20 protein-coding genes are annotated in these 24186 nt (G+C 45.0%); 12 read left to right on the top strand and 8 right to left on the bottom strand.

What is annotated here, in order from left to right; translation table 11 throughout:
- Positions 1-85 precede the first annotated feature (85 nt).
- Positions 86-1189, top strand: coding sequence for an IS110 family RNA-guided transposase (locus tag F0364_RS23480; RefSeq protein ID WP_153795953.1), 1104 nt, complete (start codon positions 86-88; stop codon positions 1187-1189).
- Positions 1190-1787: 598 nt separating this feature from the next.
- Positions 1788-3821: a T9SS type B sorting domain-containing protein gene (locus tag F0364_RS23475; protein ID WP_153800263.1), complete on the top strand. Its 2034-nt coding sequence runs from the start codon at positions 1788-1790 to the stop codon at positions 3819-3821.
- Between the two features lie 310 nt (positions 3822-4131).
- Here the strand turns inward: F0364_RS23475 and F0364_RS23470 are convergent, their stop codons facing one another.
- Together F0364_RS23470 and F0364_RS23465 are read right to left on the bottom strand one after the other, a co-directional pair.
- Positions 4132-4530 (bottom strand): type II toxin-antitoxin system HicB family antitoxin, encoded by a 399-nt coding sequence (locus F0364_RS23470; RefSeq protein WP_153800262.1) that lies wholly within the window; start codon positions 4528-4530, stop codon positions 4132-4134.
- 16 nt (positions 4531-4546) lie between these two features.
- A complete protein-coding gene (locus F0364_RS23465; RefSeq protein WP_153800261.1) occupies positions 4547-4726 on the bottom strand; it encodes a type II toxin-antitoxin system HicA family toxin in 180 nt (59 codons plus the stop codon).
- A 224-nt stretch (positions 4727-4950) separates the two neighbouring features.
- Here F0364_RS23465 and der point away from each other — a divergent pair, with 224 nt between their 5' ends.
- Positions 4951-6264, top strand: a complete 1314-nt coding sequence (der, locus tag F0364_RS23460; RefSeq protein ID WP_153800260.1) for a ribosome biogenesis GTPase Der — start codon at positions 4951-4953, stop codon at positions 6262-6264.
- 222 nt (positions 6265-6486) lie between these two features.
- Here der and ribH read toward each other — a convergent pair whose 3' ends face one another.
- The 3 genes from ribH to pdhA form a co-directional block, all read right to left on the bottom strand.
- Positions 6487-6966 (bottom strand): 6,7-dimethyl-8-ribityllumazine synthase, encoded by a 480-nt coding sequence (gene ribH, locus F0364_RS23455; RefSeq protein WP_153800259.1) that lies wholly within the window; start codon positions 6964-6966, stop codon positions 6487-6489.
- Complete coding sequence (locus F0364_RS23450; RefSeq protein WP_153800258.1) at positions 6966-7658, bottom strand: tetratricopeptide repeat protein; 693 nt, start codon at positions 7656-7658, stop codon at positions 6966-6968. Before F0364_RS23450 ends, ribH begins: the two co-directional genes overlap by 1 nt.
- 89 nt (positions 7659-7747) lie before the next feature.
- Positions 7748-8755 (bottom strand): pyruvate dehydrogenase (acetyl-transferring) E1 component subunit alpha, encoded by a 1008-nt coding sequence (gene pdhA / locus F0364_RS23445; RefSeq protein WP_153800257.1) that lies wholly within the window; start codon positions 8753-8755, stop codon positions 7748-7750.
- A gap of 415 nt (positions 8756-9170) precedes the next feature.
- On the opposite strand from pdhA, the gene F0364_RS23440 reads away from it, so the two are divergent.
- The 4 genes from F0364_RS23440 (at position 9171) to F0364_RS23425 (ending at position 14464) form a co-directional block, all read left to right on the top strand.
- Positions 9171-10034 carry a polysaccharide deacetylase family protein gene (locus F0364_RS23440; RefSeq protein ID WP_153800256.1) on the top strand — a complete coding sequence of 288 codons (864 nt, stop codon included), beginning with the start codon at positions 9171-9173 and terminating at the stop codon, positions 10032-10034.
- A gap of 91 nt (positions 10035-10125) precedes the next feature.
- Positions 10126-11253 carry a cysteine desulfurase family protein gene (locus F0364_RS23435; RefSeq protein ID WP_153800255.1) on the top strand — a complete coding sequence of 376 codons (1128 nt, stop codon included), beginning with the start codon at positions 10126-10128 and terminating at the stop codon, positions 11251-11253.
- A gap of 349 nt (positions 11254-11602) precedes the next feature.
- The gene (locus tag F0364_RS23430; RefSeq protein WP_153800254.1) at positions 11603-14047 is read left to right on the top strand and encodes a TonB-dependent receptor domain-containing protein; all 2445 of its coding nucleotides are present in this window, start codon (positions 11603-11605) and stop codon (positions 14045-14047) included.
- Positions 14048-14233: 186 nt separating this feature from the next.
- Positions 14234-14464, top strand: coding sequence for a hypothetical protein (locus tag F0364_RS23425; protein WP_153800253.1), 231 nt, complete (start codon positions 14234-14236; stop codon positions 14462-14464).
- 54 nt (positions 14465-14518) lie between these two features.
- Here F0364_RS23425 and F0364_RS23420 read toward each other — a convergent pair whose 3' ends face one another.
- Complete coding sequence (locus F0364_RS23420) at positions 14519-15094, bottom strand: DUF1684 domain-containing protein (protein ID WP_153800252.1); 576 nt, start codon at positions 15092-15094, stop codon at positions 14519-14521.
- Between the two features lie 169 nt (positions 15095-15263).
- On the opposite strand from F0364_RS23420, the gene F0364_RS23415 reads away from it, so the two are divergent.
- From F0364_RS23415 to F0364_RS23400, 4 genes are all read left to right on the top strand, one after another.
- A complete protein-coding gene (locus tag F0364_RS23415) occupies positions 15264-16310 on the top strand; it encodes a dihydrofolate reductase family protein (RefSeq protein ID WP_153800251.1) in 1047 nt (348 codons plus the stop codon).
- Between the two features lie 66 nt (positions 16311-16376).
- Positions 16377-17459: a Gfo/Idh/MocA family protein gene (locus F0364_RS23410; protein ID WP_153800250.1), complete on the top strand. Its 1083-nt coding sequence runs from the start codon at positions 16377-16379 to the stop codon at positions 17457-17459.
- Between the two features lie 551 nt (positions 17460-18010).
- Positions 18011-19561: a serine hydrolase domain-containing protein gene (locus F0364_RS23405; protein ID WP_153800249.1), complete on the top strand. Its 1551-nt coding sequence runs from the start codon at positions 18011-18013 to the stop codon at positions 19559-19561.
- A gap of 339 nt (positions 19562-19900) precedes the next feature.
- Entirely contained in the window at positions 19901-20905 is a 1005-nt protein-coding gene (locus F0364_RS23400) for a glycosyltransferase family 9 protein (RefSeq protein ID WP_153800248.1), read from the top strand.
- Positions 20906-20919: 14 nt separating this feature from the next.
- On the opposite strand, the gene F0364_RS23395 is transcribed toward F0364_RS23400, so the two are convergent.
- Entirely contained in the window at positions 20920-21894 is a 975-nt protein-coding gene (locus F0364_RS23395) for a class I SAM-dependent methyltransferase (RefSeq protein WP_153800247.1), read from the bottom strand.
- 122 nt (positions 21895-22016) lie between these two features.
- On the opposite strand from F0364_RS23395, the gene F0364_RS23390 reads away from it, so the two are divergent.
- Entirely contained in the window at positions 22017-22916 is a 900-nt protein-coding gene (locus F0364_RS23390; RefSeq protein WP_153800246.1) for a glycosyltransferase family 2 protein, read from the top strand.
- Positions 22917-23209: 293 nt separating this feature from the next.
- Here F0364_RS23390 and meaB read toward each other — a convergent pair whose 3' ends face one another.
- On the bottom strand, positions 23210-24109 hold the full coding sequence (meaB, locus tag F0364_RS23385; protein WP_153800245.1) for a methylmalonyl Co-A mutase-associated GTPase MeaB: 900 nt from the start codon (positions 24107-24109) through the stop codon (positions 23210-23212).
- Positions 24110-24186: the final 77 nt, after the last annotated feature.

Here is a 24186-nt window from a genome sequence, read left to right as displayed (position 1 = left end):
AAGTGAGTCTATATGTAAAAGGTTTCGGTGCAGCGGCAGTCCTAAAATTAGGCTGCAAAGAAGAATTTTGCTAAAAAAAACAAATATGAAACAGCAAACTTCAGCCACAACCGAAACCTTGGACAAAGGTAGAAGCCTGATTGATTTCAGCGGCAAAATCATCTATGTAGGAATAGATGTACATCAAAAAGATTACCAGGTTGCCAAATTATTAAATGGGATTTGCCTGGGTAATCACCGTATGGGCAGCAACAGTGAAGACCTTATTAAACACCTGAATAGCCACTATCCGGGGGCCACATTTAAGTGTGTGTATGAAAGTTCGGCCTGGGGTTTCACCCTTCAGCGTTCACTGCAGTCCGCAGGAATGGAGTGCATCGTGGTTCATGCTGCCGATGTATCCACCAGTGATAAGGAGAAGAAAAGGAAGACCGATAAGGTGGATGCCTTAAAGCTGGCCCGCAACCATGCAGCCGGTGAGCTTAAGGCCATCCATGTACCGGGGGAGGATATTCAAAAAGACCGCAACCTGATAAGATTCCGCAAGAAACTGGTAGGGGATCTAAACAGGAGCAGGAACCGGTTGAAAAGCATATTGAAATACCAGGGCATCCAACTGCCGGCTAAATATGAAAAGACCAACTGGAGCCATAATTTTCTGGAATGGGTGGAACAGGAAGCTCAAAAAGACGAACGGCTGAAAAGCACTTTAGTGCTGATGTTGGAACAAATCAGGTTGCTGCGCCAGTTGCTGTTAAAAACGGAAGGTAAATTGCGGGAACTGAAAAAAAGCCGGTACCAGCAAAATACCAGCCTGCTGTTGAGTGTTCCGGGAGTAGGCCCTACAACAGCCCTGTGGTTTTTGCTGGAAGTGGGCGATATCAACCGGTTCAAAGGATTTGACGCATTGAATGATTTAATAGGTTTCTGTCCTGATACGGACAGCAGCGGCGATAAGGAAAAAGATACCGGTATTACCACCCGGCGCCACAAACAATTGCGCAGCCTGCTGATAGAAGCTGCCTGGCAGGCCATAAGGATAGATCCGGCTTTAATGGATTGTTATCAGGCATTAACCAAAAGAATGAAAGGCAACCAGGCCATTATCCGTATTGCCCGTAAACTGCTGCGCAGGATAAGGGCTGTTTTGATAAGCGGTGTGCCTTATCAAAAAGGTGTGGTAAAGTAACGGGAACAGAAATGAGTTTTTTTAAGCCATCCGGCTTACCGATAGTAATACAAAAGGAGCCGCCATGACGGCCCCCTCTATACTATCGTATAAGCACAGGCCCTATCGCTGGCAGGTTGTCCTCCGGCAGAGCCCGCTTCCTGTTCAGGCCGGTGCACAAACTTAAAAATCTAATTTTGAAGCAAACAGTATTATTCATATCACAGAAAGGTAATATCAAACAGTTATAAGGACTGCTTTTTGTGTCCTGCAGTTGCAACATACTGCTCAAGTGAGTCTGCAGCCTTATACTTTTACTTTATGGGATTAATAAAGATTTGCAGCGGCCATGTGCCGACTGCTGATAGGAGTTTCACCACCTGTGATAAAAATCTTTTTTCCAATGACTTAAAAAAACACAACATATTAACCTTGTTTTGCAACCTTTTTCAGGATGGCAGGCAGCGTATTCCTTTACATAGGAGTGACACAACCACTGCCCAATAGCAGCAATATTGCCAAGTGGCAAAAAAAGAAATGTTGCGCCGCCTGTGTAATTCCCGCAGAAAAAATTTACATCCGGCAACATTCCGCTATTTTTAGGGGTCTTTTGTCAAGTATGTTTGTGAGACCCAGATTTTTTACTGTACTGCTTTTCTTCTGCTGTTTTTCCGGCGGTCTTTTGGCGCAACCATGCACAGAGCTTGGCCAAACCCCTTCAACGGCTTTCCCCGTTTGCGGAACCACCAGTTTTGCACAGCACGAGGTACCCATTTGCGGATCTAAAAATATTAATGTACCAGGCTGCTCCGGCGATGGCGCCGGTTACGGAGATAAAAACCCCTACTGGTATAAATTTACCTGCTACACTGAAGGCACTTTAGGATTTGTGATTACGCCTAACGACCTGGGCGATGATTACGACTGGCAGCTATTTGATATTACCGGCCACAACCCCGATGATGTTTTTACCGATGTGTCGCTGGTGGTAACCGGCAACTGGTCTGGCAGTTCGGGTAAAACCGGTGCCGCATCTGTTGGTGTTGCCCATATTCAGTGTGCGTCAGACCCTGGCGCCGGCGCCAATACCTTTGCCCAAATGCCGGTATTGAAGGAAGGGCATGAGTACCTCTTGATGGTAAGCCATTATACTGACTCGCAAAGCGGTTACGACCTGTCTTTTGAAGGTGGTAACGCCAGTATTACAGACCCCTCTTTGCCCGGCCTGCTGCATGCATCAGCGGCCTGCGGTGGTTCCGTTATGCGCATTAAGCTTAACAAGGAAATGAAATGCTCTACCCTGGCACCGGATGGCAGCGATTTTCAGGTAACACCCTCTGTTGGGAGAATAGTAAGCGCTGTTGGTATTAATTGCAGTAATGGTTTTGATATGGACTCTGTTGAACTTTTGCTGGATGGGCCTATAGCCCCCGGTAACTATACCATATCCATGAAAAACGGCCGGGACAGGAATACTTTACTGGATAACTGCGACAGGGCCATTGACGTTGGCGCCAATGTACCGGTAACAGTATACCCCATACAGCCAACGCCTATGGACAGTATTAAACCTGTAGGTTGCGCACCGGATATGCTTGAGCTGGTATTTCTTAATAACATCCGCTGCAGCACGATAGCCGCCAATGGCAGTGATTTCAGGGTTACCGGGCCGGTTCCGGTTACAGTTGTATCTGCCGCAGGTGTATGTACCGGTGGTTTAGGCACTGTTATTCAGCTACAACTGTCCCGGCCAATTGTAAATGCCGGGGCATATACGGTAACACTGCAAACCGGTACAGATGGCAATACCATTTTCGATGAATGCCGCATGGAAACACCTGCCGGCGAAACCGTAAATTTCAATGCTTCCGATACGGTAAATGCCGGGTTTGACTACCACGTTTTTTATGGCTGCAATACAGATACAGTTGCCTATACACACAATGGCAACAACGGTGTAAATAACTGGCTATGGACGTTTGACGGCAGCCAGCAATCAAACCACCAAAGTACGGTTATGTACTACAACGTGTTTGGAACAAAAACAGTGCAGCTTGCCGTAAGCAACGGCGTTTGCAGCGATACCGCTGCTGCTTCCATATTGCTGGATAATACCCTGCTGGCCTCTTTTACCGCACAACCGCAGGATGTATGCCCCGAAGATGTGGCTATATTTATCAACACTTCAGTAGCTAAAAATGCAGTCTATGCATGGGATTTTGGAGATGGTAATACCAGCGCTCTGAAGGATCCGCCGGAAAAAAGGTTTGTGCCACCTTTAACCAGGCAGAAGTATTATGCTGTTAAGCTAACTGTTACAGATGAGTACAATTGTACAGACACTGCATCTGTTAGCATACGGGTACTAAACAACTGTATTATTGCTGTGCCCTCTGCCTTTACGCCTAATAACGACGGGCTGAATGACTACCTGTACCCGCTGAATGCATATAAGGCCACTAACCTGGAGTTCAGGGTTTTCAACCGGCTGGGACAGCTTGTTTATTTTACCCAGGACTGGACACAAAAATGGAACGGCACCTACAAAGGCACCCTGCAACCGCCAGGCGTGTATGCCTGGATGCTTACCTACACACACCGGGATACCGGGGAAAAGCTTTTTTATAAAGGAACTTCTGTTTTGATACGCTAAACCAACGGAAATAATAAAGTAGGGCTTGTGTTTACAGTTTTAAATACAGCTATTTGGTCTGATGAATTTTTAGAGGTGCGCCAGGTACTTAATTTACATGACACTCACATCATACACCCCACATTAAACATCTAACATAATTAAGTACTTCGTAAATCGTACTTGTTTTGGGGGTGTCCCCAAGCTACGCAAGGGGCCGGGCTTTCCGCTCATACTCCGGCACAGGCCAGCAGCACAAAACCTTCACCGGGGTATCCGCTTCAATCCCTCACCCGAATTCACGGCTATGAATGTCCTTTCACTTTAAACCCTATAACTCCACAGCCAAAAGTTCACTGCCTAGCTTATGCAATGCTTTTTCAATTTTCCGGGCCTGGGCAACCCTTGGTTTTTTTAGCCCGGATGAATAATGTTGCAGTTGTTTTTGATTGATACCTGTTATCCGCTCAAGTGAAGCATGGGTAAAAATGCCTTTGTAATAGTTTAAAAGGCTTACGGTATCAAACTTAAAAACCAGCTCATATTCCCCTTTCAGTATAGGCGGTACCTGTTTGTCCGGGTTATATTTTTTTAGTAACCTGATGGCGTTAAGAATTGATTCTTTGGCTTCTTCGGCGGTAATGCCGCCCCCATAAACGCCTTCCACATTTTCTGCATAAGCATCATAATTATCCTTGGTTTTTTCAATAACTATTTTAACCTGTTTCATTTTTTTCAGTTTAATATTACTTAAGGCATAATTCCTTCATAATCTTCTTCCTCAACCCTTCGCCGATTTCTTTTGCTCCATGATAAGGTACTGGGTATGTTTTTCCATTTTTCTCATAGATATAATGACTGCCTTCTGCTTTCAGAAAGCGCCATCCGTTTTTCCTGATGATACGGTGAAATTCTGATGACTTCATTGTGACTGCTTGGGTACGAGATATTAAAGATAGTATTTTTACTACTCTTAAATGCAGTGATTATGCAAAATTCCAGAAGTAGTTATTGTATGCTGTCCCAATGATTAAAAAGTGCATTTATACGGAATGGATGAACCTTTATGGAAGAAGGCGATAAGCTGAAAGCCCCACTAAAAGGCCGCTTAGCTGAAATAGACTACTTTCGCAGCTTCAATAAAGGTTATATGAGTTTTACTTTGGCCATTACCGGCAGGCCCAATGTGGGGAAAAGCACTTTTTTTAACCGCATGCTGGAGCAGCGGAAAGCAATTGTAGATGATGTGAGCGGGGTTACCCGCGACAGGCAGTATGGCGTTGCCGACTGGAATGGCAAAGTGTTTAATGTGATTGACACCGGGGGTTTTGTGCCTGATAGTGAAGATATTTTTGAAACGGAAATACGCAAGCAGGTTAAAATAGCTATTGACGAAGCAGACGCTATCGTTTTTATGACAGACGCGGCAGTTGGGATTACAGAACTGGATGAAGCCATGGCTGATATGCTGCGCCGGGCTACGAAACCTGTTTTCCTGGTGGTGAATAAAGTAGATAACAATAACCGGCTGCTGGAAGCATCGGAATTTTACAGCCTGGGCTTCGACAATATTTTCTTTTTGAGCAGCATGAGCGGCAGCGGCACCGGCGAATTGCTGGATGCTGTAACTGAGCTGATAACCGAGGAAAAATCTGATGAAACATCCACGGAAAATGAATTGCCAAAATTTGCCATTATCGGCCAGCCCAATGTGGGCAAATCATCCCTGCTTAACGCGTTAATTGGCCAGGAACGTACTATTGTAAGCGATATAGCCGGCACCACCCGGGATACCATTCACACGCATTACAAGATGTACCAGAAAGAATTTATCCTGATTGATACTGCCGGGATAAGAAAGAAAAACAAAGAGAAAGACGACCTGGAATTCTACTCTGTTATACGTGCTATAAAAGCCATGGATGAAGCAGATGTATGCCTGTTGGTACTGGATGCCGAAAAGGGCATAACAGCGCAGGACATCAATATTTATTCTCTTGCCGCCCGTAAAGGAAAGGGTATTGTGGTGCTGGTAAACAAATGGGACCTTGCCGAAAAGGAAACCAATACGGCCCGCGATTATGAAAAGGAATTGAAACAGCGCCTGGCGCCGTTTAATGATATACCGGTTATTTTTATTTCGGCCAAAGACAAAACAAGGATATTCCGGGCCATCGAATCTGCACTTGAGGTACATGAAAACAAAACCCGAAAGATATCTACCAGCAAACTAAATGATGTAATGCTTAAAGCGGTGGAAAATTACCATGCGCCTGTAGTAAGGGGCCATTCTATTAAGATAAAATATGTAACACAGTTGCCAACGCATGTGCCTTCCTTCGCGTTTTTCTGCAACTTTCCTGATGATATAAAGCAACCTTACAAAAACTACCTGGAAAACCAGTTACGTTCCAATTTCGATTTTAAAGGAGTGCCCATAAGGCTGTTTTTCCGGAAGAAATAAAAAAGCCGCTGGTGATTCAGCGGCCTATTTTCATACTGTTTACGGTTTATAGGGAAACAACAAAACTTGGTTCATTACTGTGAAATAAAAGATATTGCCAACGCCTCTACCCGGTGGGAAAAGCTGCGTAGCGTATCTAACAGTACAAGAGTGCGACGCAAGGGACGATTAATAACAGTTCCTGCTGCCGGGCCCATAAAAATACTTGGGCTATGGCTAGCACTACTGTAGGTTCCTGTTCAGCTCAATCATTTTTAAAGCGGTAATGGCCGCTTCTTCGCCTTTGTGCCCATGTGCGCCACCCACACGTTCCAGCGCCTGCTTTTCATCGTTAACCGTAAGTACGCCAAAAATTACCGGCACATCAAGGGTAAGGTTTAAGCTAAGCACACCATCGGTAATGCTTTTACACACGTAATCAAAATGCGGTGTATCGCCTTTTATAACCGTGCCCAGGGTAATAAACGCGTCGGCAGCCTGCAGGCCGCTTTTGGCATACGCGTTTACAGCAAACGGAATTTCAACAGCTCCCGGCACTGTAAGCACTTTAAATTTGGCGCCCTGCTGTTTCAGCACTTTTTTAGCGCCAGCTTCCAGCTTGTTTACAATATGGGCGTTCCATTCGGTTTTTACTATAACTACAAAGGCATCCGTTGGTTGAGGGATGCCTTTGTTTAATTCGCTGTTTCCTTTACTTGCCATTATTTTACACTGAATTCGTTAGGTTCTACATTTAAACGGTAAATGTATTTTTCTGCCTGAAAACCTTTATCGGTATTGGGATATTTTTCTTTCAGCTCTTTATACAATTCCAGGGCTTCTTTTGTTTTGCCATTCACTTCGCTTAATAAGCCGGCACGGAAAAGGTATTCAGATGCGTTGGTTTCATCCTTCTCAAAGGTAGAGGCAGCTTTTTTATAGCTGGCAACCGCGTCATCATTTTTTTTCAGTTCGCTGTAAGCATCGCCCAGGGCCCCATAAGCCATCATCTGTATTTGTTTGGCATCGGTGCTAAAATCTTTCAGGTACTGTACGGCTTTGTTAAAGTCGCCCAGGCGCAGGTAAGAAACACCAGCATAATATTTAGCCAGGTTGCCCGCTTTGGTACCACCGTACGTTTTGATGACATATAAAAACCCCCTGTTGCCATCTTTGCCGTTAAGGGCGCTGTTCAAAGAATCAGTTTCAAAGTATTGCTGTGCTTTAAAAAGGGCGTCAGCAGCCTTTTCTTCATTAGGCTTGGAAAAATATTCGCTGTAAGCATACCAGCCGCCAACTAAAATTACAATGGCGGCAATTGCAATCGTTATAGGTTTCTGAAACTTTTGCCAGAAGCCCTGCACTTTTAATAAAGGGTCGTTTACTTCTACCTGCTGCACTTTCTTGTCAGACATTTTGGGAATACGTTTTTGTGAATGGTAAATAGTGAATGGCGAATGTTTGATTAATACTTATTGCACCATTCCAAAACTTGGTGCCGGGCTTAAACAGCCTGGAAATCCATGATATAAGGGTAATTTTTATCCATCATAACATCCCTCAGCACTTCGCTGTCTTCCGGCCAGGGGCTTTCTTCCGCAAACTTCACGCTCTCTCCAACAATTTTGTTGATGCGGTCGTCTATAGCCGCTATTTCTTCATCGCTGGCAAACTTGTTTTTCTGAATGGTTTCCAGCACCATGGTAATGGGGTCTTTGGCTTTGTATTCGTCCACTTCTTCTTTGGTGCGGTATTTCTGCGGGTCAGAAATAGAGTGGCCTTTGTAGCGGTAAGTTTTCATTTCCAGCAGGGTTGGGCCACCGCCCTCGCGGGCCCTTTTTACAGCACGGGCTACCGCATCATGTACCGCTTCAGCCACCATGCCATCAACTTTGTCGCCTGGCATTTCATAGGCATCGGCCAGTTTATAAATATCCACTACGTTAGAGGTTCTTTCTATAGAAGTACCCATGGCGTAATTGTTGTTTTCGCAAATAAAGATAACCGGCAGCTTCCACAGCATGGCCAGGTTAAAGGTTTCGTGCAAAATACCCTGCCTTGCGGCGCCATCACCAAAAAAACAAAGCGCAACATTGTCTGTACCCTTGTATTTTTCGGCAAAAGCAAGCCCTGCGCCAGCGCCTATTTGTGCGCCCACAATGCCGTGACCGCCAAAGAAATAATGTTGTTTGCTAAAGAAGTGCATACTGCCGCCTTTGCCTTTGGCGCAGCCGGTAGCCTTGCCATACAGTTCAGCCATGCAGGAGTTGGCGCTCATACCCTTGGCAAGCCCAAGGCCATGGTCGCGGTAGCCTGTGATAAACGGGTCTTCCTGCCTGGTGGCCGTCATACAACCGGCGGCAATAGCTTCCTGCCCTATATAGGCATGAAAAAAGCCGCGGATTTTGCCGGCCATCTTGTACATTTCTTCTGCTTTTAACTCGAACTGGCGGATAAGCTGCATCAGCTCATACCAGTACAAATATGTTTCTTTAGAAAATTTTGTAGGCACAATCTTAAAATTTGAGGGGCAAATGTAATAGGAAAATGTGATAATCAGAAAGATTAGGCCGAATTGCTGCCGTAAAGCCATTTGGGGCTTTCGGCTGCGGCATTCATGGGGGCTGCAGTACCGGCAGAACTACGTTCGCAATCTTCGTCAAAGCAACATTTAGTTGCTTTTTCTCAATTGTACTGCAACTCCGCCGCAAGAACCTGTAGCACATAAGCCTCAGCGGGGTTTCCGTTTCAATCCGGCAGCCATTGGGCTGTACCAATACTAACCCGGCAGGGCACCAAACCCTGAATGAACATCTGTAGCATATTTATACACCCGCACTAAGCCAAATTATAAGCAATAATTAATCAGTTGTAACAAATTGTTGTATAAACAGCACATTACCTTTAGGCCCTATTTCTAAACTTTTATGAGACATATCAGAGAGGAAAGGTTTGTTCATTTCCTCATTGCGCTGGCCCTTTTGAATGTAACCTTCACTGTATCCGGCTGTAACTACAAAAGAGGCACTGTAATCAGCCAAACCGATACCACCGATGCTAACCCCGGCATCAACAGGGATACATTTAGTTATAACCCGCAGGATACCTCCCTTCGTTATATCTACCTTACTTTTGATGACGGCCCACAGCATGGCACTATGAACTGTTATCATATCTGCAAATCGCTGGGTGTAAAAGCCACATTTTTTATGGTAGGCCAGCATGCTGATAACAGGCTGCTCCGGTCTTTTGTTGACAGTGTTTACGCAGGTTATCCTTTTTTCTTTCTTGCCAACCACAGCTATACACATGCTTACCGTAATCATTACAAAAAATTTTATGGCACGCCATCGCAGGCGCAGCTTGATTTTATAAAAGCGGAAGACAGCCTGCATATACCTTACCGCATTGTACGTTTTCCGGGCAACAATACCTGGACACTACATAGCAAGCCCCACGGGCCCAAATTAACCCTTCCGTTAGCTAAGTTCATGGATTCCACCGGCTACGATGTGGTTGGCTGGGATATTGAATGGCGTTTTAAAGGTACAAAAAGCACGCCGGTGCAAAGCGTGGAAACCATGATTAAAACAGTAGATTCTTACGCAAACTCAAATGAGCTTAGAACAAAAAAACACATTGTAATACTGGCCCATGACCGTATGTTTGGAGATACGGCGCCGGCAGACTCCCTGCAAAAATTTATTACGGTGCTAAAAAAGAACCCCCGTTTTGTATTTGAAACCATAGATAAATACCCCGGCATTAAAAAGAACAAGGGAAAGATATAGAGAGTGTATTACAAAGCCCGGCATTCTTATACTTCTATACGCATACTTGCCCAATCCTTCTTACTTTTGCAGCTTTTCTGAAAAGAAGGCGATGAACAGAATTTATTTTGATAATGCTGCTACCACACAGCTTGACGCGGAAGTATTGGAGGCTATGATGCCTTACCTGACCACACATTTTGGAAATCCATCATCTATTTATAGTTATGGCCGCGAAAGCCGCCTGGCCATTGAAAATGCAAGAAAGACTGTTGCAAAAATTTTAAATGCGCACCCCGCTGAAATATTCTTTACCAGCGGTGGCACAGAAAGCAGCAATACTGCTATTACTGCCGCGGTTACAGACCTTGGCTGCACACACATCATTACCTCGCCAATAGAGCACCATGCCACACTGCATGTGGTGGAACACCTGCAGAAAAGCAGGCAGGTTGCTGTTAGTTACGTGCAATTACTGGCCAACGGCCATGTTGACCTTACCCATCTTGAAGAATTGCTGGCGGCGAATAATGGTAAAAGCCTGGTAACATTAATGCATGCCAATAATGAAATTGGTAATATGCTGGATATACATGCTACAGGCAACATTTGCAGAAAATTTGCTGCTGTTTTTCATAGCGATACGGTGCAGACGGTAGGCCATTTTCCTTTTGACCTGCGTAATACGCCTGTTGACTTTATAACGGGGGCTGGCCATAAGTTTCATGGCCCCAAAGGAGTGGGCATATTATATGTAAACGAAAACATTAAAATAAAGCCTTTTGTGCAGGGTGGCAGCCAGGAACGGAACATGCGGGCCGGTACGGAAAACCTGTATGGAATTGTGGGGTTTGCTAAAGCATTACAATTGGCAACTGATAACTATGAAACCCAAAGCGGGTATATAAAAGATATTAAGCTGTACATGATGCAGCAACTGCAACTGCATATACCAGGCGTCTCATTTAATGGCGACCCGCTGGGCAAAAGCTTATATACTGTATTGAATGTGAGCTTTCCAAAAACTGATAAAAGCGAGATGTTGCTGTTTAGCCTTGACATTAACCACATCTGTGCATCTGGCGGCAGCGCCTGCACCAGCGGCGCCGATGCCGGCAGCCATGTGATACGTGCCATTTACAACGACCCCGATAAGGTGGCCGTGCGTTTTTCTTTCAGCAAATACAATACGAGAGAAGAAGTTGATGCGGTTGTAGAAAAGTTGAAAGAACTGGTATAGGATAAGGGAAGATGGCGTGGCTGAATCAGTCGATTAATCGCTGAATAGAATTCCTGAAAGTACAAGAGTGCGACGCAACGGACGCTTCATGTTTGTACTATCTGCCGGGCCAAAAAGTAAAGCATTAATGCCCTAAAGGCATTAATATAGCCAACACATTAACTATTATTAATAGATGATTATTGGTTTGAGATATGAAGCCTGCAAGCTTCATATTACAGGGTTTAACCATATAGCCGATAAAGCCCGCCATTCACCACAAGTTTTACACCGCTGGTACATAAACCGCTTACCCTTTCTGTAATGTTAAAACAACTTTGCACACTAATTGTGCAAATTGACCTTTGTTATGAGAAAAGATTTATCCCTTGTTTTATCCCTGCTTTTGCTAACCTCTTCCCTTATGGCGCAGAATGTTTCAGGTGTTGTAAAAGACATTGACGGAAAAAATATCGCCAATGCAAGTATTTCCCTTCATGCCGCAAAAGATTCGGCTGTAATAAAACTGGCTGTAACAGATAAAGAAGGAAAATTCAAATTCCCCTCAGTTAAAGCGGGTAAATACCTCGTAAGCGCCTCTTACGTAGGTTACGCCGCCAAATATTCCGGCACTTTTGATGTGGCTGGCAGCGGAGATGTTGATGTACCTGCCTTTTCACTTTCCAAGGCATCTTCTGATTTGCAGGGCGTTACTGTTGTTGCCCGTAAACCGATGATTGAAGTGAAGGCAGATAAAACTATTTTAAACGTGGAGAATACCATCAACGCTGTTGGTAACGATGCGATGGAATTGCTGCGTAAATCTCCAGGTGTAACCGTTGATAAGGATGACAACATAAGCCTTAGCGGAAAGAACGGCGTGCAGGTTTATATTGATGGCAAACCTTCTCCGTTAAGTGGCAGCGATTTAAGCAACTTCTTAAAATCCCTGCAGTCATCGCAGGTAGAAGCTATTGAAATAATCACCAACCCTTCAGCAAAATATGAAGCCGCTGGTAACGCCGGTATCATTAACATAAGGCTGAAAAAAAATAAAGCTTATGGTACCAATGGTTCGGTTAACCTTGGATATAACCAGGGGGTTTATCCTAAATACAATGGCGGCCTGTCTTTAAACCACCGCAATGCCAAGTTTAACCTGTTTGGCAACTACAATTACAATAAGGCCAGGAATGAAAGCTTTATGGAGCTGCACCGTGTGCAACTGGATACTTTGTTCGATCAGAAGTCTTTAATGACTTTCAGCAACGCCAGTCATGGCTTTAAAGCTGGTGCAGACTATTTTGCCAATAAAACCAGCACAGTAGGTGTTATGGTAAATGGTAACATTTCAGAAAACACTTTCAGTAATGTAAGCAAAACGCCTATTTCTACCAAAGGCGTTGTGGATAGAATTTTGTTTGCTGATAACGTTAGCAAGAGCAACCGCGACAACATAAACTTTAATGCGAACTACCGTTATGCTGATACTGCCGGCCGTGAATTAAACCTGGACGCTGACTATGGCTTTTACACCATCCGCAGCGACCAGTTTCAGCCCAACTATTATTACGATCCCAGTTTTACCACCATTAACAACCAGTATATCTACAACATGGTTGCCCCAACAGACATTGACCTTTATTCTGCCAAGGCGGATTATGAGCAAAACTTCAAAAAAGGCAGGCTGGGTATTGGCGGCAAGATATCTTACGTAAAAAGTGATAACGATTTTCAACGCTACAATGTGTATTCTTCAGATAAAATTCTGGATACACTGCGCAGCAACCGTTTTAACTATAAAGAGAATATCAACGCGTTATACGTAAACTATAACAGGCAGTTTAAAGGTATTATGATACAGGCTGGCGTTCGTATGGAGAATACAAATGCCGAGGGCCGCTCCAACGGTTTTAAATGGCAGGGTGATTATATTCAGTATGATTCAGCCTTTAAAAGAAATTACACCAATTTCTTCCCGAGCGCGGCTATTACCTTCAACAAAAACCCGATGAACCAGTGGAGCATCAGCTACAGCAGAAGGATTGACCGACCTGCTTACCAGGACCTGAACCCCTTTGAGTTTAAGCTGGATGAGTACACTTACCAGAAAGGTAATACAGAGTTGAGGCCACAGTACACCAATAGCATTTCTATCACCAATACGTTTAAGTATAAGCTTACTACCACATTAAGCTACAGCCATGTTAGCGATGTGTTCTCGCAGATTATTGATACTGCCGAAAAATCAAAATCATTCATTACCAAAAAGAACCTGGCAGACCAGGATATTGTAAGCCTTAACGTCAGCATGCCGTTCCAGTACAAGATATACAGCATATTCGCTAATGTTAATGCCTACTATTCCAAGTACCAGGCAAACTTTGGCGAAGGCCGCACCATTAACCTGGATGTGTTTGCCGCCACTTTGTATGCCCAGCAAACATTAAAACTGGGCAAGCTTACTACTATGGAAATCAGTACTTTTTACACTACGCCTTCTATATGGCAGGGCACTTTTAAAAGTAAAGAAATGTTTGGGCTGGATCTTGGTGTAATGCAAACTGTACTAAAAGGTAAAGCCACTATAAAGGCAACTGTTACGGATGTGTTTCAAACCATGCGCTGGGGCGGTACCAGCGACTTTGCCGGTCAGTATATTAAAACAAGGGGTGGTTGGGAAAGCCGCCAGCTACGCATCAACTTCAGCTACCGTTTTGGCAGCATGCAGGTTAAAGCCGCCCGCCAGCGTAAAACAGCTACCGATGAAGAAAGCAAACGCGTAGGCAGCCAGGGTGGCGGGATAAGCCAGTAGCATCTTTTTGATTTCAGCGATACAACAATGGTTAAAAGGCCCGGGTAACTCCGGGCTTTTTTATTTTCTTCATCTTATTTCTCGGGTTTTCTTCCCGGTTCATCCCCCATTTTTTCCGTTTCATACATTCCCCGGTATTGCGGCAGAGTTACCGTTATTACATTTGTTCCGCAATCATACACAAAAATGCTACTGCAATTTTTCAAATATTATCCACTAAAAAACATTCTGAAGAAGCATTTGCTGCTATTCTCGCTTGTTTTTGCCACTGCTATAATAAGCAGCAGCGGCAGGCAGGCCTTTCATATATTTTTCAACCCTGGTACCAACGTAAAAAACGCCTCTCTGGCAAATAGTGATAAAGACTTGAAAAGCGTAACCTGTAACCCTTCTTTTATAAGCAGGTTTATACAGTAACGGCTAAAGGATAAGCCGGAGAAAGCTACAGGCTGGCATCATCTGCCAGCTTTTTTATTTTAAACCGGTGTACTTTTTTTCGCCGGCATTAACGGCAAAAGGTAATTTGTTGGCTGGCGGCGGTATAGGGCAGTTATAACCGGTTACAAATGCGCAGGAAGGGTTGTACGCCTTATTAAAGTCAATGAGAAGTTTACCAGCCTGTATATCGGCGGCGGTAAAATCAAGGTAGCGGCCACCACCATAATTCCCTTTACCACTGGCTGCATCTTTAAAAGGAACAAAAAAGTGGGTGGCATGTTCGGCTGAATTCTTTAAAGCTATCAACTGGTAGGCATACAGTGTGTAAGATTTGTCTTGATAGTTGAAGTGCAGCCTTGCATATTTTACCGCCTCTTTTGTTTTGCCGGATGAAGTTATCATATCAAATACGGGTTCTTCCTTCAAAAGCTCCACGGTGGCGTTAACAAGCAATGCTTTGTTGATGGGATAAAATTTTACTTTAGAAGTATCAATGTGCAGTTCATTGGCCAGGCCGGTTTTGTAAGTAAGCTGGTAAGCGGCATAATCTGGCTGGCCGTCAGCGGAAAAAGTTAGCAATATCAATATCAGCGGCAGAATTTTTTTCATAGCCTAAGTTCTGTCTTTTTACTAATACAACCAATCAAACTGTGCATGGCTAACAAAGATGTGTATTGACACATTTGCACCCGCAGCTTGTCATATACAGCCTCTGCCCAGCCCATCTAACCAGGGTAAGTTTACAATAAAGTATTACTTAACTATTCAAACATTTTGTATGCGCAAACTGATAGTATCCATGATGGTTTCGGCAGATGGTTATGCTGAAGGCCCTGGCAACAACCTTGATTGGCATGTGTGGGATGATGAAATGGAAACTTACATGACAGCGTTTCTTGAAGGCATTGACTTGCTTATTTATGGGCGGGTATCGTACGAGTTGATGATACAGTACTGGCCCAATGCTGAGGGCCATTTTGCCGGGATGATGAACAACAAAGAGAAGCTGGTATTTTCAAGCACGCTTAGCAAAGTTGAATGGAACAGCAGGCTGGTAAAAACCGGCATACCTGAAGAGATAAACCGGCTTAAAGCGCAGCCGGGTAAAGACATGGTATTGTTTGCCGGGCCTACCCTGCTTGCCGAAATGATCAAGCATCAACTGGTGGATGAATACCGCCTGATTATAGTGCCCGTAGTGTTAGGCGCCGGTACGCCGGTATTTAAAAACGTGACGCATCTCTTAAACCTTACGCATGCGGCAACCCGCAGTTTTAAATGCGGTAACGTATTGCTTACCTACCAGCCGCGCAATGAAAAACAGCAATTGCTGGCAGACCTGGAAAACGCAGGCAAGGATTTGCTGCAAACCCTTGCCGGTTTTACACACGGGCAGGCCAACATAACTCCTTTTGAAGGTAGCTGGACGGCAGCACAGGTGGCGGAACATGTGCTCAAATCCTTGTCCGGAGTGCCACAGGTATTAACTGAGGGCATTGTACCTACCTCAAGGCCTGCTAATGAAAAAGTACCTGTCATAAAAAGCATTTTCCTGGATTATTACACCAAAATGCAATCGCCGGATTTTATATGGCCTTCCGCCGGGCCACTTGATAAAGAAGCACTTGCAAACCAGTTGCAGCAAGCTATAAGGGAAATACAAGCTATAGCGGAGACCGCCGATTTGTCTGAAACCTGCACCAGTTTCCCTTTCCCGCAACTTGGGGAGCTTACCCGGCAGGAATGGATTTGTTTTGTTACCTGCCATACCATGCGGCACACAAGGCAGTTAAAAAATATATATGAAAAAATAGCAGCCGCTTAACAGGTTTAACCCTGCATAACAGTAGTTTTGCCGCCGCTGGCATTCACCTATAAAAACAGTTACAATATGCAGGGTAATACAAACAAAGTAAAGGTACTTGTGGTGGGTTGTGGTAATATGGGCGCTTCTCATGCGTGGGCCTATCATACAATGGATGGCTTCGAAATTTGCGGTATAGTATCAACAGGCAAAAGCAAAGAAGTGCTTAATGAAAAACTGGGCGGCGGTTATCCGCTGTTCAGCGATTACGAGAAAGCACTGGCTACAACCAGCCCCGATGCGGTTTGTATTTCCACATACCCGGATACACATGAAAGTTATGCCATAACCGCCCTTGAAAAAGGCTGTCATGTATTTATAGAAAAACCGCTGGCCGATACCGTTGCCGGTGCGGAAAGGGTGGCTGCCGCTGCACAAAAAGCGGGCAAAAAGCTGGTGGTGGGTTATATACTCAGGCAACACCCTTCGTGGGAGCGTTTTATACAACTGGCGCAACAGTTGGGTAAGCCGCTGGTTATGCGCATGAACCTTAACCAGCAAAGCCATGGAAACATGTGGAATGTACACCGTAACCTCATGAAAAGCTTAAGCCCTATTGTTGATTGTGGTGTGCATTACATAGATGTTATGTGCCAGATGGTGCGTTCCAAACCGGTGCAGGTGTATGCCATAGGTGCCAGGCTAACAGAGGAAATACCTGCCGGAAATTATAATTATGGCCAGTTACAAATAAGGTTTGAAGATGGTTCAGTAGGTTGGTACGAAGCTGGTTGGGGCCCCATGGTTAGCGAAACAGCTTTCTTTGTTAAGGATGTGTTTGGGCCAAAAGGTTCCGTATCTATTGTGGCTAAAGATGCCGGCGGAGCCGGTAAGTCAGATTCTGTGGAGGCGCATACAAAAACAGAATCTATAAGGTTGCACCATGCCCAACTGGATGCTGATAATAATTTTACCCAACCTGATGAATGGATCAACCTTCAGGATGAGCCCGATCACCAGGAACTTTGCAACCGCGAACAACGCTATTTTTTAAAAGCCATACTGGAAGATATTGACCTTACAGACCATATTGAAGACGCGGTTAACAGCCTGCGCATCGCGTTTGCCTGCGATGAATCTGTAAGAACTGGCGAAGTGGTAAAGTTGTAAAAAGCAGGGAAAATTTTTTATGAGCCCGGCTGGAGAACATGCATGAGGCTGTCGTTGCGTCGCACTCTTGTACGTCCAGTATTTCTATTCGCCATTGTGTAACATGCCTGGGTTGTTCAAAGTTTATCTGTTCAAAGTTTAAAGTTATTGCTGAGCTGCTTTGCAAAATCTCTCCGTTCTTCGCAGGCTTACGCATCATTACCCACCTGGAAAGCCCAGTGTCCGGAACCGGTGAAGCGTTTCACTATTTAAACTATTGCTAAAGGTTACAGCATATTGGAGAAAGCTGGGCAAAAAGTGAGCTTTTCTTCACAGAAAAAATGGATACTTTTTCTGGCAATTTTTTAACAGTAATTAAAGCTGCCCGTTTAACAGCCATGCCATCAACCGGATGCTCCTGTCTCCGTTTTGGCGAATAGAATTCCCGGACGTACAAGAGTGCGACGCAAGGAACGCCAAATACCTGTTCCTGCTGCCGGGCACATAAAAATTTTGCCTCAAATGGCGCCAGCCATTTGATTTTTGATATCTTAACCCTATAAAACCTTATAATGATGGCTCGCCTGAAAACACTGCTAACAGCAATACTCCCCCTTTTTTTGTTCCACCTGCAACTTACCGCTCAAACCGATGGGTTACCACGTAGTACGCCTGAAGCTGAGGGTGTTTCTTCAGCGGGCATACAGGCTTTTTTGGATGCTGCCAAGGCCAGCAAACATGAGTTTCACAGCATTATGTTTTTACGCCATGGCAAAGTTATAGCAGAAGGCTGGTGGGGTCCTTATGGCCCAAATCTTAAACACACCATGTACTCTACCAGCAAAAGTTTTACCGCTACGGCAGTTGGGTTTGCCGTAAGTGAAAAACTGCTGAAGCTGGATGATAAAGTGGTTTCATTCTTTCCCAACGATTTGCCTGATACCGTTAGCCCTAACCTTGCAGCGCTTACGGTAAAAGATGTGCTCATTATGTCTGACGGCCAGGAACCGGACCCAACTTTTGCCGTCGCTTCCCGCGACAGCAACTGGGTAAAAGGCTTTTTGTCAACACCTGTGCTGCATAAGCCGGGCAGCCGTTTTTTGTATAACTCTTTAGGCACTTACATGTTAAGTGCCCTGGTACAAAAAGTAACAGGACAGAAAGTAATTGACTACCTGCGCCCCCGTTTGTTTGAGCCACTGGGCATTACCGGCATGGATTGGGAAGTTGACCCCCGCGGTATTAACACCGGGGGATGGGGCCTGAGAATAAAAACTTCAGACATGGCTAAGTTTGGCCAGTTGTTTTTGCAGAAGGGTAAATGGAACGGCAAACAGGTATTGCCCGAAGGATGGGTTGAGCAGGCCAGCACGGCCTCTATTATGCAGGAGCCGGATGCCCCCCAGTCTAAAAAAGACTCCAGCGACTGGCTGCAGGGTTATTGCTATCAAATGTGGCGCTGCCGCCATAATGGCTACAGGGCGGATGGCGCATTCGGACAGTTTATTATCGTACTGCCGCAGGAAGATGCTGTTGTTGCCATTACTGCCGAAACACCCGACATGCAGGGTGAAATAAACCTGGTATGGCAACACCTGCTGCCTGCTATGAAAAAAGGTACGCTTACAGCAGATAAAACCGCCAGTAATAAACTGCAGCAAACGCTATCATCGCTGGCGCTGCCGTTTCCGGGTAAAGCATCATCATCGCCTATAGAAAAACAGGTTGCAGGTAAATCTTTTGTTTTAAACGCTAATGACGGGCACTACGACAGCCTTTCATTCAGCTTTGATGACGGGAAACTTTTGTTGAAAATGCACAGGGGCAGTGCTGTGTACAGCATTCCCTTTGGTTCATCGCAATGGGCCGCCGCCGAAACTGAAAAAGAAGGCCCTTATCTTGTGGCAGCAGCAAAGGCAAGAGGCGTGGGGCTGCCACCCGCGAAAGTAATGGGCGCTTATCAATGGCTTAACGAAAATACACTGCAACTGGTTCTGCGTTATATTGAAAGTCCACATACAGAAACCATCACCTGCCAGTTTGAAGGCAACAACCTATCCGCGGAAACACGCAACAGCTTTTCGCCCAATAACAAAACTGTGGTAACCGGCACATACAGGTAAGTGAGTGGTGAGTGGTGAATAGTGAGTGAAATGATTTTTACATCGTACATCCCACATCGTACATCCCACATATTATAGGTACTTCGTACTTCTAACTTCGTACTTGCGTTTTGGGGGTGCCCCCAAGCTATCGCAAGGGGTCGGGCTTTCCGCTATTACTCCGCCACAAGGCCAGGCTGCGAAGGCTTCAGCGGGGTAACCGCTGCAATCCCTCACCCAAAGTGCAACATACTGCGGTATTACAAACAGTCTCTATTGCAAGTACAATAATACCCTTGCCTGAAGCGCTTAATACTTCGTAACCCGTACATGTTCAGCCCCGCCGTATTTTTGCAAAGCATGGATAAAAAGTTCCTGGTTATACAAACAGCATTTATTGGCGATGTAATACTTGCAACAGGCGTGTTGGAAAAGTTGCACCGGTTTTACCCCGGCGCAGCCATAGACTTTATGGTGCGCAAAGGCAACGAAACTTTGCTTACCGGCCACCCGTTTTTACGCAGGGTGTTGGTATGGGATAAGAAAAAAAATAAGTACCGCAACCTGCTGAAACTACTGCACCAGGTAAGAAGGGAGCGTTACGATGCAGTAATCAACATACAGCGTTTTGCCGCTACAGGTATGCTTACTGCTTTTTCAAATGCCGGAGAAACCGTAGGCTTTGATAAAAACCCGTGGAGCTTTGCCTTTAGCAAACACATACCGCACGTAGTGAACAGCGATGCACAGGGGCAAACCTTGCACGAAATAGAGCGGAATAACCAACTGGTAGAACATTTAACTGATGCGGTGGCGGATAAGCCCAAACTCTATCCTTCGGCTGATGATTATACTTCAGTGGAACAGTTTAAAACCCAGCCCTATATTTGTGTTGCACCGGCTTCAGTTTGGTTTACCAAGCAATACCCCAAAGAAAAATGGATAAGCTTTATACAAAAGCTTACTCCCTGGTTGCCTGTATACCTTATAGGAGCCCCAACAGATAGGCAGCTTTGCGACGAAATTGTACAGCAATCCGGGCATGCCAATGCCCTTAACCTGGCTGGCCAGCTTAGCTTTCTGCAATCTGCCGCTTTGTTAAAGGATGCGCAGATGAACTATGTAAACGATTCTGCGCCTATGCACCTTGCTTCGGCTGTTAATGCACCGGTTACTGCTATCTATTGCTCTACTGTCAACACGTTTGGATTTGGCCCGTTGAGCGACAAAAGTTTTGTTGCAGAAACCAGGCTACCGCTTGATTGCAGGCCCTGTGGGTTACATGGTCATGCCGCCTGCCCACAAGGGCATTTTAAATGCGCCTTAACTATTGAAGATGAACAATTGCTGGAGAAGCTGGGGTAGCGAATAGCCCTATGTTAGCTTGCTTTTGTTATATAAAAAGCTGCATCACCACCCAGGTGTTGCTGGTTAAGCTCCTTTATCCTTTTCCGGTAATTACGGATGTCTCTTTTGCTGAACATAGAGTTGCGCCGGTTTATCTCGTAAGATTTTTCAGACTTTAAAGGGATTCCCTTTTTGTACTGCTCACTTACCCAAAAGTGAAAAGCTGTTGCATCATGCACAACCTCTTTTATGGTAAAACCTGCCTTGTTGCAAAGTATATCCATACTTTTTTCTGAATGGATAAAGAAATGCCTCGGCGCATCCAGGCTTGACCAGTAAACGCCATAATGTTGCCAGCAGTAAGCGTTTGAAACAGGAACCCTTATCAGCAGCGTGCCACCGGTATTTAGCAGGGAGTACAGCTTTTCAAGTATGGCCAGTTGGTTATCCATGTGCTCGAAAGCATGGTTAAGCATAATAAAATCGAAACTGCCCTGCAGGCTGAAAACTTCCTGCTTGTAGATGGAAATATTTTCTGTAAGAATATCCTGCTGTATAAATGGGTCAACACCGGTTAGGTTTGTGAAGCCATTGCTTCGCAGCCTGAATAGCAGGTCTCCGCTGCCGCAACCAACATCCAGGATGGATGTGTTGTAATTTGCTTTCACTTTTTTAATCCAGGCAAAATAATCGGGTTGGTCGTAACCGGCACAGAGAATACTGCCTAATAGTTTGTTTTTGCCAAAAAGCAGGTAATCAGACTGTATCTTTCTCACTTTTTGAGAAAAGGAATTTTTGTCTTCTTTTGCCACCCGGCTTGTTTGATAAGCATAATATTCTGTGGCAGGGTAGTATTTATCAAGATTGGCGGGTGGTTCCACAATCTGGATGCAACCGCAGTTGCTGCACTGGAAATAATCAAATTCATCACCAAAGCCAAACATTCTTTCTGTTGCTTTGAAAATGGTATTGTTGTGGTTATTGCCACAGATTTTACAGTCTGGCATAGTTGGAGCAGCACCTCACGAAAATAACCGGAGGCATTGGCAAACATAAAAATATGGGAATAAATTGTATGCCCCGGAAACAATAGCTTTACAACTTTACACATATTCTAATTTCTGCGTTTATGAATATAGCTGCAGCGGTAACCAAGGTAAAAAGAGAAGTAAAAGGAGATGAAAAATTTTCTATACTGATACCTACCTGGAATAACCTGCCCTACCTGCAGTTATGCATCAACAGCATACGCAAACATTCACAATTTAACCACCAGCTAATTGTTCATGTTAATGAGGGCACGGACGGCACGCTGGAGTGGCTGGCCAACGAGGCCGGAATTTCTTATACCTGCAGTAAGGAAAACATAGGCATTTGCTATGCGCTTAATGTTGCCCGGGATTTAATAACCACTGATTATGTACTGTACATGAATGATGACATGTACGTATGCCCCGGCTGGGACACGGTTCTATGGAAAGAAATAGCGGCGGTTGGGCATAACAGCTTCTTTTTTTCATCCACCGTTATTGACCCGGTGCGCAGCGCCCCCATTATGATTACCAGGAATTATGGAACCAGCATCGAATCGTTCAGGGAGGGGGATTTGTTGCAGGAATATGCGGGCCTGCCTTTTAACGACTGGCAGGGTGCCACTTCTCCACCCAACATTGTACACAAGGATGTATGGGACCTGGTGGGCGGTTACAGTATCGAATTTTCGCCGGGCATGTATTCTGACCCCGACTTTTCCATGAAACTCTGGAAAGCTGGTGTGCGCCTGTTTAAAGGTCTTTCGGAAAGCAGGGCTTATCATTTTGGTTCTATTTCTTTAAACAGGGTTAAGCGCAACAAAGGATATTACACGTTTGTTGCAAAATGGGGCATTACCCAGAATGTTTTTACCAAATACTTCCTGCGCCGCGGAGAGGTTTTTAACGGCCCTCTTGCAGAACCACAGCTTAACAAAGGCCACCAGGTAAAGAATATTTTTAAACAGTTGAAGGCTGCATTTTATGGTGATAAATAACCTGTTTGCGGTTTGCCGGGCAGCGGTGAAACTACCTACAATATGGCGAGATGTTAAATTGGAAGTTTCTGGCGCCGCAGGCGGCAGAAACAAAGCTACATGGTGGGAAAAGCCGCATAGAGCCTCATCCGCCCTTTGGGCACCTTCTCCTAAAGGAGAAGGAAAAAAGGATGAATAATCTTCAGAACGTACAAGAGTGCGACGCAAGTAAAGCTTAAGATAGTTCCTTCTGCCGGGCCCCAAAAACATATTCTTCTCATTGTGCAAAGCACAATTACCCATAAAAAACTGTTCTATTTTTTGTAGTTACCGGCAAACCTGTACAGGTTAAAGTGAGGCGACTGATAGTTTTTTTCAATTTCTGATACCAGCTCTTCTTTCACTATATCGCTCATTCTAATTTTTTGAATAAGCCGGTAAGCTTTTTCGGCGAGCAGTGTTAGCTTCTTATGCGTGTTCACGGAATAGGACTGGTGCTGTTCAATGGCTTTTGCGAGGTCTGCAATGCCCAGCTTTTGTGTGGCAACTGTTTTTAACACAGGCGTGTTATGGTTGGGCGCTGATGTATGCAAGGTTAACCGCAGGCTTTTAAGCATGGCATCGGCTTCGGGCCTGTCTGCCTTGTTTACTACAAAAATGTCCGCAATTTCCATGAGCCCGGCCTTCATGGTTTGAATTTCGTCGCCGGCTTCCGGCACCATTACCACAACGGTTGTATCGGCGAGGGAGGCTATCTCTGTTTCACTCTGGCCAACACCCACCGTTTCAATGATGATGTTATCAAAAGGCCCAGCTTTCATCAGGTCGGTAATCTCAATAATCTTTGGGTGCAGTCCGCCGAGGCTCCCCTTGGAAGAAAGTGAGCGAATGTACACGTTAGGGTTGTTAAACCATTCGCTCATCCTAATCCTGTCGCCCAGCAAAGCTCCGCGGTTAAAAGGTGAGGATGGGTCAATGCAGATAATGCCGGTCTTTTTGCCTTCGCCCATCCAGTGTCCTGTAAGTGCATCCGTAAGGCTGCTCTTGCCTGCACCGGGAGGGCCGGTAATACCGGTTACCCGGGTGTTGTAATTACCAAGTGCCTGCAACAATTGCTCATAACCCGGCACCTGATTTTCAACGAAAGAAATAGCACGGGCAAGCACTTTAAAATTGGCTTGCTGTATGGCTGTTATGGTTTCCTGCACATTCATGGGTTGCAAAAATAAGGTGGTGCGCTGTCTTAAGTTACGCCGCCGGTAATGGCTACAAATATTATCACTATATTTCC

This window comes from Foetidibacter luteolus (assembly GCF_009650435.1).
In the GTDB taxonomy this organism is placed as follows: Bacteria; Bacteroidota; Bacteroidia; order Chitinophagales; family Chitinophagaceae; genus Foetidibacter; species Foetidibacter luteolus.
The sequence above is the reverse complement of the archived record's forward strand: the minus strand, read 5'-3'. Positions and strand labels throughout refer to the sequence as shown.